The organism is Paenibacillus sp. SAFN-117 (genome assembly GCF_051966115.1).
Taxonomy (GTDB): domain Bacteria; phylum Bacillota; class Bacilli; order Paenibacillales; family NBRC-103111; genus Paenibacillus_L; species Paenibacillus_L residui.
Window position 1 is genome coordinate 116,562 of sequence record NZ_JBQCLK010000007.1, and the last position, 17,608, is coordinate 134,169.

Here is a 17,608-nt window from a genome sequence, read left to right on the forward strand (position 1 = left end):
CCGGACAAGCCGACATCTGTTGACAAGAGACAACAAGGCAGGGAGGCCATTCCGGTTAATCTCTTTGTAGAGAATTAACGGTCTGGCCAGGAAGCAGTCTGTGAGTAAGCTCCTTCAGAAAGTCCCTCGGGCATGAACGCCGGAAGAGATTGTTATGAAATGGCATGGATTCGACAGCATCTTTGAAAGGATACCTACGGAATCTCTTGTTGGAACACAACTTCGATCCGTCTGCGGCGGCGACGAGCGGCATGTCCGACGACTGCCGGTTAGTAGTATGAACCGGGAGAATGGTTGCGGAATGAAGGATTTCATTCGGGACACTAATAGGGTCCTAAGAATCAACTTTAGGAGATTAAGACGAATTTTGCGGCATGTCTGTTTCTTGTTGTCGGTTTTGGTTAATAACAACACTGCAGGATCTTCTTTATGAAAAAGCTCCTAAGGAGGGATTAGGGATTGAGTTATTCAAAAAGATTGATACTGCTGATGGGTATCGATTCTGTCATCGTCATCTTCGCGATTTACGTAAGCAATTATGTTGCGTCATCTTCCTTCAGCCCATTCTCCTACACACTGGCGGTTAGCGCAGCAACTTTGTTTACATGCCATCATTTGTTTGCCTATAGGTACAAGCTGTACAAAAAGGTGTGGAGATACGCAAGCGTCATGGAGCTGCTCTCGATTTTCAAAGCGGTTACTTTCTCTGCAGCGATCACGATGCTGGTTCAGGGACTGCTGGCCGGACAAATTTACTGGAAGATCATGCTCATTACCTGGATGATGCACATGATCCTGATCGGCGGACTTCGCTTCTCCTGGAGGATGTACCGCGACAAATTTGTCCATAGAATAGGCAACCGCAAGCGAACCTTGATTGTCGGAGCCGGTTCCGCCGGGACGCTGGTAGCCAGACAGCTGATGCAGAACCCGGATGTGGAGCTCTATCCGCTGGCATTCATCGATGACGATGAGACGAAGCATCGGTTCGAGATTGCAGGCTTGCCGGTGCTTGGCGGGCGGGACAAAATCAGGGAAACGGTGGACAAGCTCTCCATTACGAATATCGTTATCGCCATACCGTCATTGAAGAAGAGAGAATTGAACGAAATCGTTCAGGAATGCAGCCGGACTGGCGCCAAGGTACAGATTATTCCTATGTTCGAGGATTTGGTAGAGGGCAAGGTATCCGTCAATGAGATGCGCGATGTTCAAGTCGAGGATTTGCTGGGCAGGGATCCGGTAGAGCTGGATACGGAATCGATCCGCAAATATATTACGGGCAGCACGGTTCTGGTTACCGGGGCCGGGGGCTCAATCGGCTCCGAGATTTGCCGACAGCTTGCGGTTTTCTCTCCAAGAAAGCTGATTCTGCTCGGACACGGCGAGAACAGCATCTATACGATTGAGATGGAGCTGCGCTCCATTGTGGGAGATTCGATAGAGTTAATTACCGAAATTGCCGACATTCAGGATCGGGCCAAGATGTTCAGAATCATGAGGATGCATAAGCCCAGGGTTGTGTTCCATGCGGCGGCGCATAAGCATGTTCCGTTAATGGAACGGAATCCCGAAGAATCGATCAAGAACAATATTATAGGCACGAAAAACACGGCGGAGGCCAGTCATGAGGCAGGGGTGGAAACCTTCGTCATGATCTCCACGGATAAAGCCGTCAATCCGACCAGCGTCATGGGAGCGTCCAAACGGATTGCCGAAATGATCATTCAAGAGCTGGATGGCCGCAGCCGTACCCGGTTCGTGGCGGTCCGTTTCGGCAATGTGCTGGGAAGCCGCGGGAGCGTCATTCCCCTCTTCAAGGAACAAATTCGCAAGGGAGGTCCTGTAACCGTTACTCATCCCGATATGGTCCGGTACTTTATGACCATTCCCGAAGCCAGCCGTCTCGTCCTGCAGGCCGGAGCACTCGCCCGGGGAGGGGAGATTTTCGTCCTGGACATGGGGAAACCGGTGAAAATCGTCGACCTCGCAACGAATCTGATCAAGCTGTCGGGCTATGATCTGGACGAGATCGGCATCCAGTTCAGCGGGATGCGCCCGGGGGAGAAGCTGTTTGAAGAGCTTCTTAACGAGAATGAAGTTCATGAGGAGCAGGTCCATCCCAAGATCTATATCGGCAAAGCTACTTTGAGCGATGAGATGGCGGAGATTACCGAGATTCTGCAGCATTATGAGAAGTGGGACCGGCTGGTGATTCAGGATAGGCTGCTGCAGTTGGCCAATCGAAAGCAAACCAAGAAACTAATTGTGGTGTAAGGGAAAGGAGCAACATGGAACTAGAGATCCGCGATTACATTCGGGTAATTGGCAAACGAATCTGGTGGCTTGTCGGGATAGTCTTGTTGGCTACGATCATTACCGGAGTGGTCAGCTACTTCTTTCTGAAGCCGGTGTATCAGGCTTCCACCAAAATAATTGTGAATAAAACGAATTCATCCGCTTCCTTGGAGCAATTGGGACTAAGCGAAATCAATTTCCATATCAAGATTATCGATACCTACAAAGAAATTATTAAATCTCCCTATATTATGGAGATAGTCGCGAAGGAACAGGAACAGCTTGGAGTGACGGCTGGGGAGTTGATCCGCAGAGTGAAGGTCAGCTCGGTCAACAACACCCAGGTGATGACTGTATCGATTACAGACGGTTCCCACGAAAGAGCGGTTCAACTGGTGAATGCGATTTCTCACGTCTTCGAAAGGGAAATTGTGAATCTTATGTCCGTAGACAATGTTTCCATTCTGAGTGAAGCCAAGCCGCAGAGTCATCCGTCTCCTATCAAGCCTAACGTGAAAATGAATATTGCCATCAGCTTCGTCGTTTCGCTAATGGCGGCCCTAGGGCTGATATTCCTTCTTGAATACCTCGATGACCGGATCCGGACAGAAAAAGATGTTCACCATCATCTGGGTCTGCCGGTACTGTCTATCATTAATAAAATGAAACCGGAAGATGTTATTAATGTGGCTTCTTCCGCCATTCCCAAACAGGCAGGTGAGCCGCATGTCACGCTTGGACAGCAAGAATAGACCGATTATAGCCGATATCAACAAGAAGTCACCGATTTCTGAAGCTTATCGGACGCTGCGGACGAATATCGATTTTTCGTCGATCGATCATCAAATACAAGTCATTATGGTTACCTCGCCTGGGCCAGGAGAAGGAAAATCGACGACGACGGCCAATCTGGCCACAGTGTATGCACAGGCTGAGAAGAAAGTATTGGTCATCGATGCGGATTTACGCAAGCCGACGATGCACCAGACCTTCGTCAAGACCAATCGATGGGGATTAACGAGCGTATTGGCCGGGCAGTCCCCGTTCGCCAAAGTGATTGCGAAAACGCATATAGACAATCTGGATCTGCTCACCTCCGGGCCGGTTCCGCCCAATCCGTCGGAGATGCTCTCCTCCAAGAGATTGAGCGCACTTCTCGAGGAGCTTCGCACCCAATACGATGTCATTCTGATGGATACTCCTCCCGTATTGGTGGTGACGGACGCCCAACTGATTGCCGCCAAAAGCGACGGGGTCCTGATGGTCATCGATTCGGGGAAGGTTAAGAGGGAGTCCGCACTGAAAGCCAAGGCGAGTCTTGAGCTGGTGCAGGCCAGAATGCTGGGAGTCGTCCTGAACAACGTCGATCAGCGCCGCAGTGAGGACAGCTATTATTACTACTACGGGGCCGAAGAGTAGCTGAACCAGTTGGAATGAGGCCTGCTGTCCGCCCAATACCAAGTATTCACATATTTTTAATAATAATTTTTTAATAAAAAATAACCGTTTCGACATAAAGGCGATTTCGCGGTTTCCAACTGCGAAGGCCAAGGAAACAGGTAAAGTCTGCTGCACCTCTATCACTGCAGGCACTCGGTCATGCTGTGGGCGCCCGGCGCCTTAGACGTAAATCGTCGAGGGTATGATGTGAGGAAGGGTTGAATGCCCTATGTCAGCATGAACCAATTAACGTTAAAAACAGCATCAAACGGTTTTGGTTCTGCTTTTAACGTTAATTCTCACACAACAAAAGACAGCTTCAGGTTTTATCATCTATACAAAATAATTGACGAAAAGGGATAAGAAATGGGCAAAAAAATATCATTGAAGAGAAATTTCAAATGGATGTTTGCGGCAAATCTCCTATACGCTTTTTTGCAGTGGCTGATGCTGATCATCATGGCGAAGCTGGGTAACGAAGAGCTTGTCGGCTACTATACATTAGCTCTTGCGGCCACCACTCCCATTATGCTGTTTTTCAGCTTTCAATTACGGGGGATTCAAGCTACAGATGCCAGAGATGATTACCAATTCAGAGACTATTTTTCCTTAAGAGTTATCGGAGTTTTCCTGGCTCTGCTTGTCTGCATAGCGGTTTCATTCTTAAGCGATTATTCCTTCGAAGCGAAAATCATTATATTTCTAATTGCCATAAGCAAGATGATCGAAGGAATCAGCGATGTCATCTATGGTTTGCTGCAAAGACACGAAGTGATGAATAAAGTGGCCGTGTCCATGATTTCCAGAGGGGCGATAAGTTTATTATTGTTCGTTCTCTTTTACTGGGCTACTCGCAATTTTTATCTGGCGATTCTAGGTTTTGTCCTGGGTTGGCTTCTCGTCATGCTGTTTTATGATTTTCCTAATGCCATGAAGTATATCGACAAACCCTATTTGACGTTTAATTACAACAAGCTATGGCGGCTGTTTCTTCTGGCCCTGCCTTTGGGAGCCATCATGATGATGGGAGCGTTGAGCACGAATATTCCAAGATATTTTATTGAGAATTATTTAAGCATAGAACAATTGGGGATATTCGGGGCGATTTCCTACATTTTGGTTGGGGCATCGAGGTTTACGACAGCGATCTCCCAGACGGTAAGTCCGCGTTTAGCCAAATATTACGCAAGCGGGAATAAGGGAGCTTTCGTCAAACTATTGGCGCTCGTGCTGCTGGTCAATGGTGCTCTGGGAATGGTTGGGCTTGCCGCCGCAGTTCTGTTTGGCGAACCTATATTGACACTAGTCTATACGGAAAGCTATGCGGTATATTCGGATTTATTTGTATGGGTAATGCTTATTTCTCTATTTTCTTTTCTGGGAAGCGCGTTGGGAGTCGGGGCCACGTCTATGAGGATTTTTACTTCACAGGTCCCCATTCACATTACGAAGCTGGTTGTCACGATTATTTGCTCCGTATGGCTGATCAAAGATTACGGATTGAATGGAGCTGCATGGACTTTGGCTGTTGCCGCTTTTGTTTCCATGGTCTTTTACACCACGTTGATTCATAAAGGCTTGAAAAATATCCGACAAGTTGAGGTAGGAATATGAAAAAACTGATGGATGGGCAAATTTTAATGCAGAATAATGTGGGCGGATTGTACCCATATATGTTTAAGAAAGAGGATGGGATCTATTACTCGGATCAATGCCAGTCTGCCGTCAGCCTACTATCGGAAGAAGAAAGAGTAATAGACGAGGCATCGGTCTACTCTATGCTATGTTATGGGTATATTTGCGGCGATCGTACCTTGATCCGGAACTTGTTTCGCTTGCCTTGGCTAACCGAATTTCACTCCTCCGGAGAGCTGGTTCATCACAGCGTAGAGCCGTATAATCTGGAAGAAAGTCCGCCGAAGGAAATCGCCAAACAATTAATCGCAGCTTTATCTAAGGAAATTAGGGAGCAGTGCCAAAATTATGATCATATCTATCTCTTATTAAGCGGCGGGATGGATAGCCGTGTTGTAGCCGCAATTCTTAGGCAATTGGAGAAAAACGGGGAAATTCAGGGCCGCATTCATGCGGTGACTTGGGGGAAGAACAATAGCCGGGATGTTGTGTATGCGCAAAAAATTAGCGAGCTGTTCCAATGGGAGTGGCATTATGCGGAATTGAACGAAAGCTATCTCCTTTCCAATTTTGAATTGGCCGCTGTGAAGCTTGGCGCGGAAATCAGCCCTGCCCATTTGCATCGTTTTAATTGGTTCGAGCGATTGGGGAAGGACAGCATTGTTCTGGCCGGCAGTTATGGAGACAGTATCGGGAGAGCCGAGTATTCATCGGTTCACGCTTCAAGGCTGAAGCCGCATTGCCCCAGAGAAAGATACAGTCTGCTGAATACGGAGCTTCTTAATGACGTCGATGCAGAGCTTAAGAAAGAGCTGGCCCAATTTAGAGCAAGATATAAGGAAGCTTCTTACGAGCAGCTTAACGAATACGAGATGCAGGCACATTATTTGCGAAGAATGCTGGGCAATGCGGCCAACCTGATCATGAATTGGACCCATTTCTATCAAGCTTTTACCGCCAAAGAAGTTTTTACTTTAATGTGGAAATATAGACACACCGTGCGTAATGACCAAATATATTTCGAGCTGCTGCAAATGATCGAGCCCAAACTGTTAGATCTTGCCTGGGCCCGTACGGGAAATAAATACGGGGGAGATGGCGAGGGGGACACCTTGTCCAAGAAGCATCATGATTACGGGTTATGGTTGAGAAAGCATTGCTCGGATTTCATGGAAGAACATCTGTTTAATCAACAAATGCACAAATTAAACTTATTTGATATGAAGCAGTTGGCTTTTATGTACAAGGAATGGAGAAAAGAACCCGAGGCCATCCATTCCAAGCTGGGCGACCGCCTTAGCTGGATTACGGTCTTATCGTTGTTCGTCAACCATTACGGACTTCAGAGCCGCAGCCAGCGGGTGAAGAGGAGTATAATCGATATTCCCAAATTGAAGGCCAAAATTTATGAGAAAACCTATCGAATAGGGAAGAGTATCCAATATAAGGCGTGATAATGTGGCAAACAACCAAATAAACATTCTTCATATTTTCAGTAAAATGAACCGGGGAGGAGCCGAGCTGAGGACGATCGATCTGCTGGATAAAATCGACCTTGATGCTTACTCCTTTTATTTTTGCGCCTTAAGCGGTCAACGCGGCGAGCTGGATGATCTCATTGCCGGCATGGGCGGACAAATGACCTACTGTAAATTTAGAAGCATCACTTTTCCTTACAGGTTTATCAAACTGTTGAAACAACATCGCATTCATGTCGTCCATTCCAACATGTACTATTTCTCCGGATTAATATTAATGTTGGCGAAAATCGCCGGAATTAAAGTAAGAATCGCTCATTTCAGAACGACGGATAGCGGCAAAAAGGGAGGCAGGCTGCAGCGGTACAAGTACAATCTGATGAAGTCCTTGATCAATCGCTATGCGACGATAATCCTGGGCGTGAGCAGGTCCTCTATAGTATCCAGCATGGGCAAGGATATAGTAAACGACAAGCGGACAGAGGTTATCTATAATGGCATCGACTTGAACAAAATTAATGGGCCGGTGGATGAGGAAAAATCGTTGAGAAGTAAGTACCGCCTAGGGGAAGACAGTAAAATCGTTATTCATATCGGGAGATTGGTGGAAGCGAAAAACCACATTAAATTAATTAAAGTATTCAAAGAAATGTTGCGAAAGGGGGATTATTATTTATTCTTGGTTGGCAAGGAAAATGAACCGACAGCCGGTCTGATAAGGGAGAAAATAGAAGAGTATGCGATCCGGGACAGAGTCTTCTTTCTGGGAGTTCAGAGTAATGTATACGAATTATTGCAGCAAGCCGATCTGATGATTTACCCTTCAATCCGTGAAGGGCTTCCCGGTGCGGTTCTCGAAGCGTTGGCTTGCGGGGTTCCGGTATTGGGCAGTAGCATTGATCCTATAGTGGAATTGGCCTCCTACTTTAAAGTTCTTAAGTATCTGCCTTTAGAGGCAAATGACGAGCTGTGGGCTTCCGAAGCGGTCGGGTTAATAGGAGAAAGCGAGAGAATGTCTTTCAAAGATCATGCTTATGAAGAGTTTCGGAATACTCCCTTTACCATCGACAAAGCCGCTGAGCAATATGTTCAACTAATGGATAAGGCCATGAAATGATCTTGCTGCCGGTAAATTTATGATCGGATAAATGTGTCATAAGAGGGTGGTTAACATAAAGGTGCTTTTTGTTCATTCGCATACTTTCCAATATGATGATGAGGGTGTCGTTTATTCCGACGGCAAATTGCCCTATGAGGTCTGGCGAAGATACCTTAACCATTTCGACGAGCTTGTCGTTGTGGGAAGGGGGAGGAAAATCAAAGACAATAAAATATTAAAGGAAGCGAACGTATCCAGCGGTCATCGCGTTAAGCATATTTTCCTGCCTTCTTTGACGGACATCAAGCGGAGAATTCGCAACAAGGCAATTGTAGTTAATCGTATGGAGGAAATAATCAGTGAAGTGGATGCGGTCATCGCCAGAATGCCGAGCGAGTATTCCGAGATCGCCATTCGAATTGCAGCCAGGAACAAGAAGATGTACGGGGTAGAGCTGGTGGGGGACGTTTTCAACTCGTTATGGAATCATGGGCATATTTTCGGAAAGCTGTTGGCCCCGATCAGTATGCTGAAGAACAAAAAAATAGTGAAGCAAGCCCCCTTCGTGCTATACGTCACCCAGAAGCAGCTGCAGGAAATCTACCCCAATACAACAGGAAGGCAAGTCGGCTGTTCTAATGTAGAGATCCCAAGTGTCGATGAGGCAGTTCTTCTGCAGAGATTGGAGAGAATTAACGCTACTACGGCCGGCAAGAAAATTCGAATCGGTCTCATCGGCTCCTATGCGTCGAAATATAAAGGAATCGATACGGCCATCCGAGCTCTGGATATCATCCGTCAATCCGGGCATAACGCGGAATTGAGAGTGTTAGGGAATGGCGATCCTGCCCGTTATATAAAATTGGCCAAAGAACTTTATCTGGAGGATAAAGTTTTTTTTGATGGGTCGCTGCCGGGGGGAGGCCCCGTACTGAGATGGTTGGATGAAATAGACCTCTATATTCAGCCCAGCAAGACCGAGGGGCTGCCCAGATCCTTAGTGGAGGCTATGAGCAGAGGCTGTCCATCCGTGGCTTCCAGTGTAGGGGGGATTCCCGAATTGCTGCCTCCGGAGCATCTTCATCCGGCTGGGGATTACAGACAGTTGGCGGGCAAACTGCTTCATTTGTTGAAGGATCAAACTTCCATGGCGGAAGCTGCCCGAAGAAATTTCGCCCACGCCTCCCAATATTCCTCCCCTTATTTGAACAAAATCAGGGATGAATTCTGGCATGAATTTGCGGCAGCGGTCAGAACCGGGAGAGATAGAGTAGAGACAATATCAAAAATGGATGAATTCGAGGTGCTGTAAGGATGAGCAAAAAAATAATGGTAACGGGAGCAGCCGGTTTCATAGGCTTTCATTTGTCCAAGAAGCTACTGCAAAACAACGATCAGGTTATCGGAGTCGACAATCTCAATGACTATTATGATGTTCAGCTAAAGAGAGACCGTCTGGAACAGTTGGAGAAGAGCAGCTCGTTTATCTTCCATCAGGAATCGTTGGAGAATCGGGAAGCGATTCAAGCTGTTTTCGAACGGCATCAACCGGAATTGGTCGTCAATCTTGCCGCCCAGGCGGGAGTGCGCTACAGTCTAACGAACCCTTATGCCTATATCGATTCCAACATTGCAGGCTTCATGAATATACTGGAAGCCTGTCGCCACAATAACGTAAAGCATCTGATCTATGCCTCCTCCAGCTCCGTCTACGGAGCCAATACGAAGATGCCCTTCTCGGTTCACCAGAATGTGGACCACCCGCTAAGCTTATATGCGGCTACCAAGAAGGCCAATGAATTAATGGCCCATACCTATAGCCATCTATATGGATTACCGACCACCGGTTTAAGATTTTTTACCGTGTACGGTCCTTGGGGGCGCCCGGATATGGCGCTCTTTTTGTTTACGAAAGCGATTATAGCCGGAGAACCTATTAAAATATTCAACCATGGAAAAATGAGAAGGGATTTCACTTATATCGATGATATCGTGGAAGGAATATTCAGACTGACCCGGAGACAGCCGGAACCGAACTCCGCTTGGTCAGGGGATCATCCAGACCCCGGTACAAGCTATGCTCCGTACAGGTTATACAATATCGGGAACAATCAGCCTGTAGAGCTGCTCAGATTTATAGCAGTGCTCGAGGAGAAGATCGGGCTCACGGCCAAGAAAGAGTTCCTGCCCCTGCAGGACGGAGATGTTCCGGCAACGTTTGCCGATGTGGACGACCTGATGCGGGATGTCGGTTTTAAACCGGGAACGAGTATCGAAGACGGAATCGGCAGGTTTGTAGATTGGTATAAGCAATATTACCAAATAAGCTCCTGATGTATTGGCGCCAGGGGAGACAAGGGGGTGACACGATGAAAATTAAAGTGGTCCATGCAGTGACCATCTCACAAAGCCTGAATTTAATGAAGAGCCAAATCGGTTATTTAAAAGAGCGGGGCTATGAAATGACTTTGGTATCTTCGCCCGGAGAAGAACTGGAAGCGGCGGCCCAAGAAGGGACGCTTACTTATGAAGTGCCTATGGAGAGGGAGATTTCGCTTCGCCGGGACATCCTCTCGCTGCTGCGGTTAATCCGATTTTATCGGCGCTATAAACCGGCCATCTCTAATGTCGGCACCCCGAAAGCCGGCTTGCTGGCGGGAATGGCCGCTTTCTTGACCAGGGTTCCGTGCCGGATCTATACGTTGAGAGGGCTTCGGCTGGAAACGACAAGCGGCTTTAAAAGAAAAGTACTCCTATTCATGGAGAAAATAGCTTGTCTATGCGCACATAGGGTCATCTGCATAAGTGAGAGCTTGAAAGAACGTGCGATAGAATTAAAGCTTGCGCCCCGGGCCAAAACGATAGTTCTGGGGCATGGCAGCAGCAACGGGATTCAAGTCAGCAAATTCGAAGCATGCCGGCACAGCGAAGAAGCGGATAATCTGAGACGGAAGTACGGCCTGAAAGATTGCTTCGTGTTAGGTTACATAGGCCGAATTACGCGGGATAAGGGGATAGTTGAGCTCATAGATGCCTTTCTCCAGGTTCATAAATCCCGGCCCGAAGCAAGACTATTATTGGCAGGAACGTATGATAATGCCGCAGCTCTGCCGGAGAAGACAGTCAAAGCGATCGAACAGGAGCCATCCATCATCTATGTAGGCCGCGTCAATAATCCCGCGCCTTACTATTATTTGATGGATGTTTTTATTTTTCCCACTTATCGCGAAGGATTCGGGAATGTTTCGCTCGAAGCCGCCGCATGCCGAAGGCCGGTAATAACGACTAACGCCACCGGTGCAAGAGATACGGTGGCGGATAACGAGACAGGAATCATCGTTCCTGTGCGGAATGCCGATGAGCTGGCCATGGCCATTCATCGATTGGCTGATGAGCCGGAAACCCGCCAAAGAATGGGGGAAGCCGGATATGAGAGGGTTAAGACCTGCTTCCGGTCAGAGATCATCTGGGAAGGGCTGGATCAGCTCTATCAATCCATGTTGGCCGGCTTAAATCAAAATCAAGTCAATATTTCTAAATTAGGGAGAGAGAAGAATGGATAGGACTATTGGAGTTGTAGGACTAGGTTATGTTGGTTTGCCTGTTGCAGTAGCTTTCGGAGAATCTTATCCAACGATCGGATTCGATATTAATGAAGGAAGAATCGCCGCTTTACAATCGCATAATGACTATACCGGGGAGGTTTCCTCGGAAGAGCTTAAGAACAGCAAAATTCAATTTACCGCGGATGAGACGAAATTAAGAGAGTGCGATTTTATTATCGTGGCGGTTCCTACACCTATTGATGATTCGAAGCAGCCTGATTTCCGCCCGTTAATCAGCGCATCGGAGCTGGTTGGCCGGAATATGCAGCCGAATACGATCGTCGTCTATGAATCCACGGTTTATCCGGGGGCAACGGAAGAAATATGCATCCCTGTCCTGGAGAAGCATTCGGGTTTAACCGCGGGTAAGGATTTCTATGTGGGCTATTCTCCGGAGAGGATCAATCCGGGAGACAAGGAGCATACCTTTAAGAAAATTACCAAGGTAGTATCCGGTCAGAATGAGGAAGCCTCGAATATCATTGCCGATGTTTACGGATCGGTAGTGGAGGCCGGAGTCTTCAAGGCTTCCACCATTAAAGTGGCGGAAGCGGCCAAGGTGATAGAAAATACTCAACGCGATTTGAATATCGCACTTATGAATGAATTATCCATTATTTTCGATAGACTGGGGATCAACACGTCGGAGGTTCTTCAGGCCGCCGGGACGAAATGGAACTTTCTGAAGTTTACCCCGGGACTGGTGGGCGGACATTGCATCGGGGTCGATCCGTATTATTTGACGCATAAAGCCGATGCCGTAGGCTATCATCCGCAGGTGATTCTGGCCGGACGAAGAATTAATGACGGAATGGGCCAATTCATTGCCACCTCCCTGGTGAAGCAGATGATCCTGAAAGGAAATCCGATCCAGGGATCGCGTGTAACGGTGCTCGGCCTTACCTTCAAAGAAAATGTGCCGGATTTGCGGAATTCGAAGGTTATCGATATAATCCGGGAGCTGCAGCAGTTCGGGGTAGATGTTCAAGTATCCGATGCCCGCGCCGAGGCGGAAGACGCTTACCGGATTTATGGAATAGAGCTGGTTCCCTTCGAACAGCTGCGCAAAGCGAATGCGGTCATTCTGGCGGTGCCTCACCAAGAGTACAAAGATTTGGGATGGGACGGGTTGAAAAAATGCCTCTACGGCGAATCCGGGGTATTCGTGGACGTCAAATCGGCTTTGGATGCTTCACAGGCTCCTGCTCATATTTCTTATTGGAATTTATAGTTTCACTATCGATAGTGATAATAAGGAATAGCGGTGATACGAATGTTTATCAAGAGGACTTTGGATTTGGCCATATCGATTGCGGCTCTCCTGGCGCTGTCCGTTCTGATGATCTTTATCGCTCTGTGCATTTACATCAGAATGGGTAGGCCAATTTTTTATACTCAAATTAGGGCCGGGCAAGGAGGCCAGCCGTTCAAGATCATTAAATTCCGAACGATGAGGAATGAAATGACGAAAGACGGGGTGAAGCTCACCAACGAAGAACGGGTCACCAAGCTGGGGAAAATCTTGCGCAAATACAGTCTGGATGAACTGCCGCAGCTTTTTAACATTATTAAAGGTGATATCAGTATCGTCGGTCCCCGTCCGCTCCTGATGGATTATGTACCGCTGTACAACGGGGAGCAGGCGAGAAGATTGGAGGTCAAGCCGGGTCTGACAGGCTGGGCTCAGGTGAACGGAAGGAATACCCTTACGTGGGAGGAGAAGTTTGCTCTTGACGTATGGTACGTTAACCACCAGTCTCTATGGCTGGATCTGAAAATAATCATACTTACTTTTGTCAAAGTGATTAAATCCGATGGCGTAAATCAAAGCAATGAAGTCATTGTGCAGAGATTTACGGGAAGCAAAGAGGTGTAGGCTGATGAATTTGCGCTCTCTCTATATTGTTGGGACAGGGGGATTGGGCAGAGGGATAGCGGAGCTGTTGAAATCGATCAATGCGTCGGATCCGAGGTGGATCATTGAAGGCTTTATTGATGACAACACCGGGACGGTCGGCCGGAAGGTCAACCATTTGTCCGTAAAGGGAACGACAGACCGTTTGCTGACGGTGGAGAAGCCGTCCGATGTAGTTCTGGCGATCGCGAATCCGGCGGTGAAGGAGAGACTCATCCGCAAGTTGAAGCTCAACCCCTATTTGAGTTTTCCCAATATCGTTCATCCACGAGTTGAGCTAAATGAATTCGTTGCGATGGGACAAGGAAATATCGTGACGGAGGGGGTCGTCTTCTCCGCGAATATTCAGATCGGAAGCTTTAATCTTATTCACTTCAATTCGACCATCGGTCATGATGTCGTAATGGAAGATTACTCTACTATTTATCCGGGGAATAACATTTCCGGCTATGTCAAGATTGAGAGCCGTGCAGTTATCGGCACCAATGCAGCAGTTCTGCCCTCGGTCCGGATCGGCAAGGATGCCATAATCGGGGCAGGCAGCGTTGTGTTAAAGGATGTAGAACAGGGAGCTACGGTAATAGGCTCCCCCGCTAAGCCGATAAACAAAATCAGTAACTCTATAAGGGGCGATAATTCATGAATACACGTATTCTTCTATCTCCTCCTCACATGGGAGGGTTCGAGCGTCAATTTGTCGGGGAAGCGTTCGACACGAACTGGATTGCTCCTCTAGGTCCTAATGTCGATGCATTCGAGCAGGAAATGGCCGCCTATGTGGGCAGCCGGGGGGCGGTAGCGCTCAGCTCGGGGACCGCCGCCATTCATCTGGCTCTCCGTTTGCTCGGAGTGGGGGAAGGCGATCTGGTGTTCTGCTCTTCCCTCACCTTCGTAGCCAGTGCCAATCCAATTGTATATCAAGGGGCCAAACCGGTCTTTATCGATTCGGAGCCGAACACCTGGAATATGTCTCCGGAGGCGTTGCGTAGAGCATTTGAAGATCATGCGGCCCAGGGAAAGCTTCCGAAGGCGGTTGTCATCGTCAATTTGTACGGTCAAAGCGCGGATTTCAAACCATTACTCCGCATCTGCAATGAATATGGGGTGCCTATCGTTGAAGATGCGGCGGAATCGCTGGGGGCGACTTACTACAGCAAGATGAGCGGAACACTAGGCAAGTTTGGGATCTTCTCCTTCAACGGCAATAAAATCATTACAACATCCGGAGGCGGCATGCTGGTCTCCGACGATCTGGCCGCTTTGGAGAAAGCCCGTTTCTGGGCAACCCAGGCCAGAGACCGGGCACGGCATTACCAGCATAGTGAAATGGGCTATAACTATCGTTTAAGCAACATTCTGGCAGGTGTGGGAAGAGGGCAATTGAAAGTGCTTGAAAATCGGATACAGCTGCGAAGAGACATCTTTAAGAGGTACTTCGAGGCACTGTCCCGAATAGACGGGGTGCAGTTTATGCCGGAGATGGATTTTGGCCGTTCCACCCGCTGGCTTACTGCCCTGACCGTGGACAAGAGGAGATGCGGGATATCTGCCGGGGAGCTGATTAATGTTCTGGCGGATAGGAATATAGAAACCAGGCCCGTGTGGAAGCCGCTGCACCTGCAGCCGTTGTTCGAGGGCTGCGCATTCTATCCCCATGAACCGGGATTCAGTGTGTCCGATCAATTATTTGAGAGAGGGATCTGCTTGCCTTCCGGCTCCAGCCTGACAACGGAGGATCAGATGCGGGTCATTAATCTGCTTAAAGCATGCTTGAACCGTACGGTCAAAGTAACGGGCTAACTATCCGGTATATTTGATGAGAAAGGAGGTGTCTTTTTTTGAATATATCACCAGCCGCAAGAATAACGACATGCAAAGTTTTTCCGTCTGTTTTACTTTACTTTCTAATCTCTTCCGCCATTACTTGCGTTGTCATTTTTAGGGTGGATGAATCGCTGGGGTTTTTGCTTTCAATCCTTCTAATGACAATCGCATCCATGTTATTAAACTGGGAATCCCGATCACACTTTTTAATGATTTCCATATGTTATTTCGGGTTAATTAAAATCTTGTTCTTTTTAACTTTGGATCCTATTACAGGCCCTGATGCCACAAGGTACTATGCACAAACTTTCCGATTCGGGGATTTAGATAGTTTCTTCACTGCCGTCGTGAATGATATTCAACGGAATGGTTTCTTCAATGCCACCTCTTATTCTCAGTATGGATTAGTGTACATGCCTTTTTACAGCCTATTAAATGCAGAGTCGCCGCAGGCCATAGCCATCCTTAATGGCGCTTTTATTATCATGGTCATTTATTTATGGGGCAAATTAGGATCGGAATTCATGCCGGATAATTCTAAGTATGCCAAAATGGTCGTGCCTCTTTTGTTTTTCAGTTCTTCTTTATCTTATTGGTCCTCGACTTTCTTGAAAGACTCGCTAAGTTTAATGCTAGGTGGTTGTGCCTGCTACTTTATGATAAGAAAGAAATATGTGAGATGTTTGCTGTTTGCTGCGTTGGCTATTGCTTTAAGACCGTATGCCGTTGCTTATATTTTTTGCTACTGGGTGTTTATAAAGCGGAAATATAAAACGGCGCTAGCGGCAACCCTGTTATCCCTCGCGTGGACGCTTAAAACCGCCGGTATCCTCGGCGTCATCAACGCGTTTCCGATGTCGGCCAGAATATTGATCAGTCCTAATCCGTTGTCGATGGAAAACTGGAGTAATTTCTTTCTTCCGACGATCGAATCATTTTTTACCGCTCTCATCCTGCTGTTTTCTGTTATCAATTTCTGTTTAAACAGAGACACTCGATCCACCTATTGCTTATTCGGGCTGACATTGCTGATCTACGCTTGCGTATTGACGCTTGTTGGCCATAGCAACCTTATGTATAGAGACATGGGGTATGAGTTTTTATCCGGGGGAGATGATATGTTCAGAAAAAAACTCCCTTTTATTTTAATTATTTACTCGGCAGGAGCTTATACCTTATCCACGTTTAGAATTCAGATCCTGTCAAATTTCCAGTTGAAGAAATAAACCTTGACCTTGTGCTTATAGCTCATAATGACATGTTTTTATCCGATAGTAGTTATCAGTCTGCTTCAGTCTGCCGGAATAGTAGAATGGATATACTTAATAGAAAACATATTTTCTGGAGGGTAAACCGATCAAACGAAAGCTTCTCTATGGCATTCCTGTTTTGCTTTGGCTGGGGCTCATTTTCATTCTGTCGTCCCAGCCGTATCAGGCGCAAAGCCTGAAGCCTCTACTGAACCAGCAGTTCTCGCAGGATAAATTGCAGGAAGTGCTCCCGGATGTGTCCTTCCCGTATCGCGAGAGTATTATTTCTGCGAAGAAGGACCCCGTTCATTTCATCGAATTTGTATTTCGCAAAGGGGCGCATCTCTTTATGTACGCCATGCTGGCGGTGCTGGCTTCTATCGCCCTGCTTCCTTACCGGATGCCCCTCATGGCGAAGGGCTGCTTCACCCTCGCAGCAATCGGAATGACCGCCATTCTGGATGAATGGAATCAACTGCATCGCGCCGAGAGGACCGGTGCCGTTCAGGATGTGTTCATTGATTTGTCCGGCGGACTGATCGGCTTGCTGCTGGTCAGCCTTGTATATCTCCGCCTCCGGGCAAGCCGAAGAGAGAGCGCGTTGCGGGGAGGACGGGAGTCCGGGCAGCCGTAGAATTGGAGGATCATAAGTCCTTGGAGCATGAGCATAAGCATAAGATCCTCCCATTCGTCTCTGTTTCCCCCGCCATCCGCAAGAATAAAATACTCGCAGAATTCGCGTTGTAAGATTCGCGATGCAACCCCGATTCCTCCACATCCCGTGAAAAAGAGGTTACCAATTTAACCCATTAAACCCAATTAGATCCAAATAGTGATTTGCGATGCAAGCCCGTTTTCCCAATCCCGTGAAAAAGGGATTCGTCGAATGCAACCTATTTTCCCTGATTCCCACCAAATAGTGATTCGCAACGAACCCCATTTCCCTAATACACGCCAAAAAGGGTTCGCGATGCACCTCCATTTCCCCAATCCCGGGAAAAGGGATTCGCGATGCAAGCCCGTTTTCCCTCAATCCCGTGAAAAAAGGATTACCAATGTAACCC

At 47.6% G+C, this 17,608-nt stretch carries 15 protein-coding genes; all 15 read left to right on the forward strand.

The features are described 5' to 3' along the window. Positions 1 to 459: 459 nt before the first annotated feature. The gene (locus ACTHRH_RS06860; protein WP_144936301.1) at positions 460 to 2,277 is read left to right on the forward strand and encodes a polysaccharide biosynthesis protein; all 1,818 of its coding nucleotides are present in this window, start codon (positions 460 to 462) and stop codon (positions 2,275 to 2,277) included. A gap of 14 nt (positions 2,278 to 2,291) precedes the next feature. Beyond that, positions 2,292 to 3,050 carry a YveK family protein gene (locus tag ACTHRH_RS06865; protein ID WP_144936304.1) on the forward strand — a complete coding sequence of 253 codons (759 nt, stop codon included), beginning with the start codon at positions 2,292 to 2,294 and terminating at the stop codon, positions 3,048 to 3,050. Continuing rightward, a complete protein-coding gene (locus ACTHRH_RS06870; protein ID WP_144936307.1) occupies positions 3,025 to 3,717 on the forward strand; it encodes a CpsD/CapB family tyrosine-protein kinase in 693 nt (230 codons plus the stop codon). The genes ACTHRH_RS06865 and ACTHRH_RS06870 overlap by 26 nt, the downstream gene beginning before the upstream one ends. A 387-nt stretch (positions 3,718 to 4,104) precedes the next feature. Beyond that, on the forward strand, positions 4,105 to 5,352 hold the full coding sequence (locus ACTHRH_RS06875) for an oligosaccharide flippase family protein (RefSeq protein ID WP_144936310.1): 1,248 nt from the start codon (positions 4,105 to 4,107) through the stop codon (positions 5,350 to 5,352). Continuing rightward, positions 5,349 to 6,827: an asparagine synthase-related protein gene (locus ACTHRH_RS06880; RefSeq protein ID WP_440414736.1), complete on the forward strand. Its 1,479-nt coding sequence runs from the start codon at positions 5,349 to 5,351 to the stop codon at positions 6,825 to 6,827. Before ACTHRH_RS06875 ends, ACTHRH_RS06880 begins: the two co-directional genes overlap by 4 nt. 4 nt (positions 6,828 to 6,831) lie before the next feature. Continuing rightward, positions 6,832 to 7,968 carry a glycosyltransferase gene (locus tag ACTHRH_RS06885; protein WP_144936316.1) on the forward strand — a complete coding sequence of 379 codons (1,137 nt, stop codon included), beginning with the start codon at positions 6,832 to 6,834 and terminating at the stop codon, positions 7,966 to 7,968. 61 nt (positions 7,969 to 8,029) lie between these two features. Beyond that, positions 8,030 to 9,262 (forward strand): glycosyltransferase, encoded by a 1,233-nt coding sequence (locus ACTHRH_RS06890; protein ID WP_186328336.1) that lies wholly within the window; start codon positions 8,030 to 8,032, stop codon positions 9,260 to 9,262. A gap of 2 nt (positions 9,263 to 9,264) precedes the next feature. After that, positions 9,265 to 10,284, forward strand: coding sequence for an NAD-dependent epimerase (locus ACTHRH_RS06895; protein ID WP_144936322.1), 1,020 nt, complete (start codon positions 9,265 to 9,267; stop codon positions 10,282 to 10,284). A gap of 35 nt (positions 10,285 to 10,319) precedes the next feature. Next, the gene (locus tag ACTHRH_RS06900; protein WP_150959493.1) at positions 10,320 to 11,513 is read left to right on the forward strand and encodes a glycosyltransferase family 4 protein; all 1,194 of its coding nucleotides are present in this window, start codon (positions 10,320 to 10,322) and stop codon (positions 11,511 to 11,513) included. Further along, positions 11,506 to 12,786: a nucleotide sugar dehydrogenase gene (locus ACTHRH_RS06905; protein WP_144936328.1), complete on the forward strand. Its 1,281-nt coding sequence runs from the start codon at positions 11,506 to 11,508 to the stop codon at positions 12,784 to 12,786. Before ACTHRH_RS06900 ends, ACTHRH_RS06905 begins: the two co-directional genes overlap by 8 nt. A 42-nt stretch (positions 12,787 to 12,828) precedes the next feature. Beyond that, positions 12,829 to 13,431: a sugar transferase gene (locus tag ACTHRH_RS06910; protein ID WP_144936331.1), complete on the forward strand. Its 603-nt coding sequence runs from the start codon at positions 12,829 to 12,831 to the stop codon at positions 13,429 to 13,431. 4 nt (positions 13,432 to 13,435) lie between these two features. Next, a complete protein-coding gene (locus tag ACTHRH_RS06915; RefSeq protein ID WP_186328337.1) occupies positions 13,436 to 14,113 on the forward strand; it encodes an acetyltransferase in 678 nt (225 codons plus the stop codon). Then, complete coding sequence (locus tag ACTHRH_RS06920; RefSeq protein WP_144936337.1) at positions 14,110 to 15,270, forward strand: DegT/DnrJ/EryC1/StrS family aminotransferase; 1,161 nt, start codon at positions 14,110 to 14,112, stop codon at positions 15,268 to 15,270. Before ACTHRH_RS06915 ends, ACTHRH_RS06920 begins: the two co-directional genes overlap by 4 nt. 38 nt (positions 15,271 to 15,308) lie before the next feature. Continuing rightward, entirely contained in the window at positions 15,309 to 16,520 is a 1,212-nt protein-coding gene (locus ACTHRH_RS06925; protein ID WP_440414740.1) for a hypothetical protein, read from the forward strand. 163 nt (positions 16,521 to 16,683) lie between these two features. Then, complete coding sequence (locus ACTHRH_RS06930) at positions 16,684 to 17,178, forward strand: VanZ family protein (RefSeq protein WP_191964313.1); 495 nt, start codon at positions 16,684 to 16,686, stop codon at positions 17,176 to 17,178. Positions 17,179 to 17,608 lie beyond the last annotated feature (430 nt).

Bases quoted from the DNA above. Each gene is read 5' to 3' on its own strand.
- ACTHRH_RS06895 (WP_144936322.1), top strand. From the start codon at position 9,265: ATGAGCAAAAAAATAATGGTAACGGGAGCAGCCGGTTTCATAGGCTTT.
- ACTHRH_RS06905 (WP_144936328.1), top strand. From the start codon at position 11,506: ATGGATAGGACTATTGGAGTTGTAGGACTAGGTTATGTTGGTTTGCCT.
- ACTHRH_RS06870 (WP_144936307.1), top strand. From the start codon at position 3,025: ATGTCACGCTTGGACAGCAAGAATAGACCGATTATAGCCGATATCAAC.
- ACTHRH_RS06910 (WP_144936331.1), top strand. From the start codon at position 12,829: ATGTTTATCAAGAGGACTTTGGATTTGGCCATATCGATTGCGGCTCTC.
- ACTHRH_RS06900 (WP_150959493.1), top strand. From the start codon at position 10,320: ATGAAAATTAAAGTGGTCCATGCAGTGACCATCTCACAAAGCCTGAAT.
- ACTHRH_RS06865 (WP_144936304.1), top strand. From the start codon at position 2,292: ATGGAACTAGAGATCCGCGATTACATTCGGGTAATTGGCAAACGAATC.
- ACTHRH_RS06880 (WP_440414736.1), top strand. From the start codon at position 5,349: ATGAAAAAACTGATGGATGGGCAAATTTTAATGCAGAATAATGTGGGC.
- ACTHRH_RS06875 (WP_144936310.1), top strand. From the start codon at position 4,105: ATGGGCAAAAAAATATCATTGAAGAGAAATTTCAAATGGATGTTTGCG.
- ACTHRH_RS06920 (WP_144936337.1), top strand. From the start codon at position 14,110: ATGAATACACGTATTCTTCTATCTCCTCCTCACATGGGAGGGTTCGAG.
- ACTHRH_RS06915 (WP_186328337.1), top strand. From the start codon at position 13,436: ATGAATTTGCGCTCTCTCTATATTGTTGGGACAGGGGGATTGGGCAGA.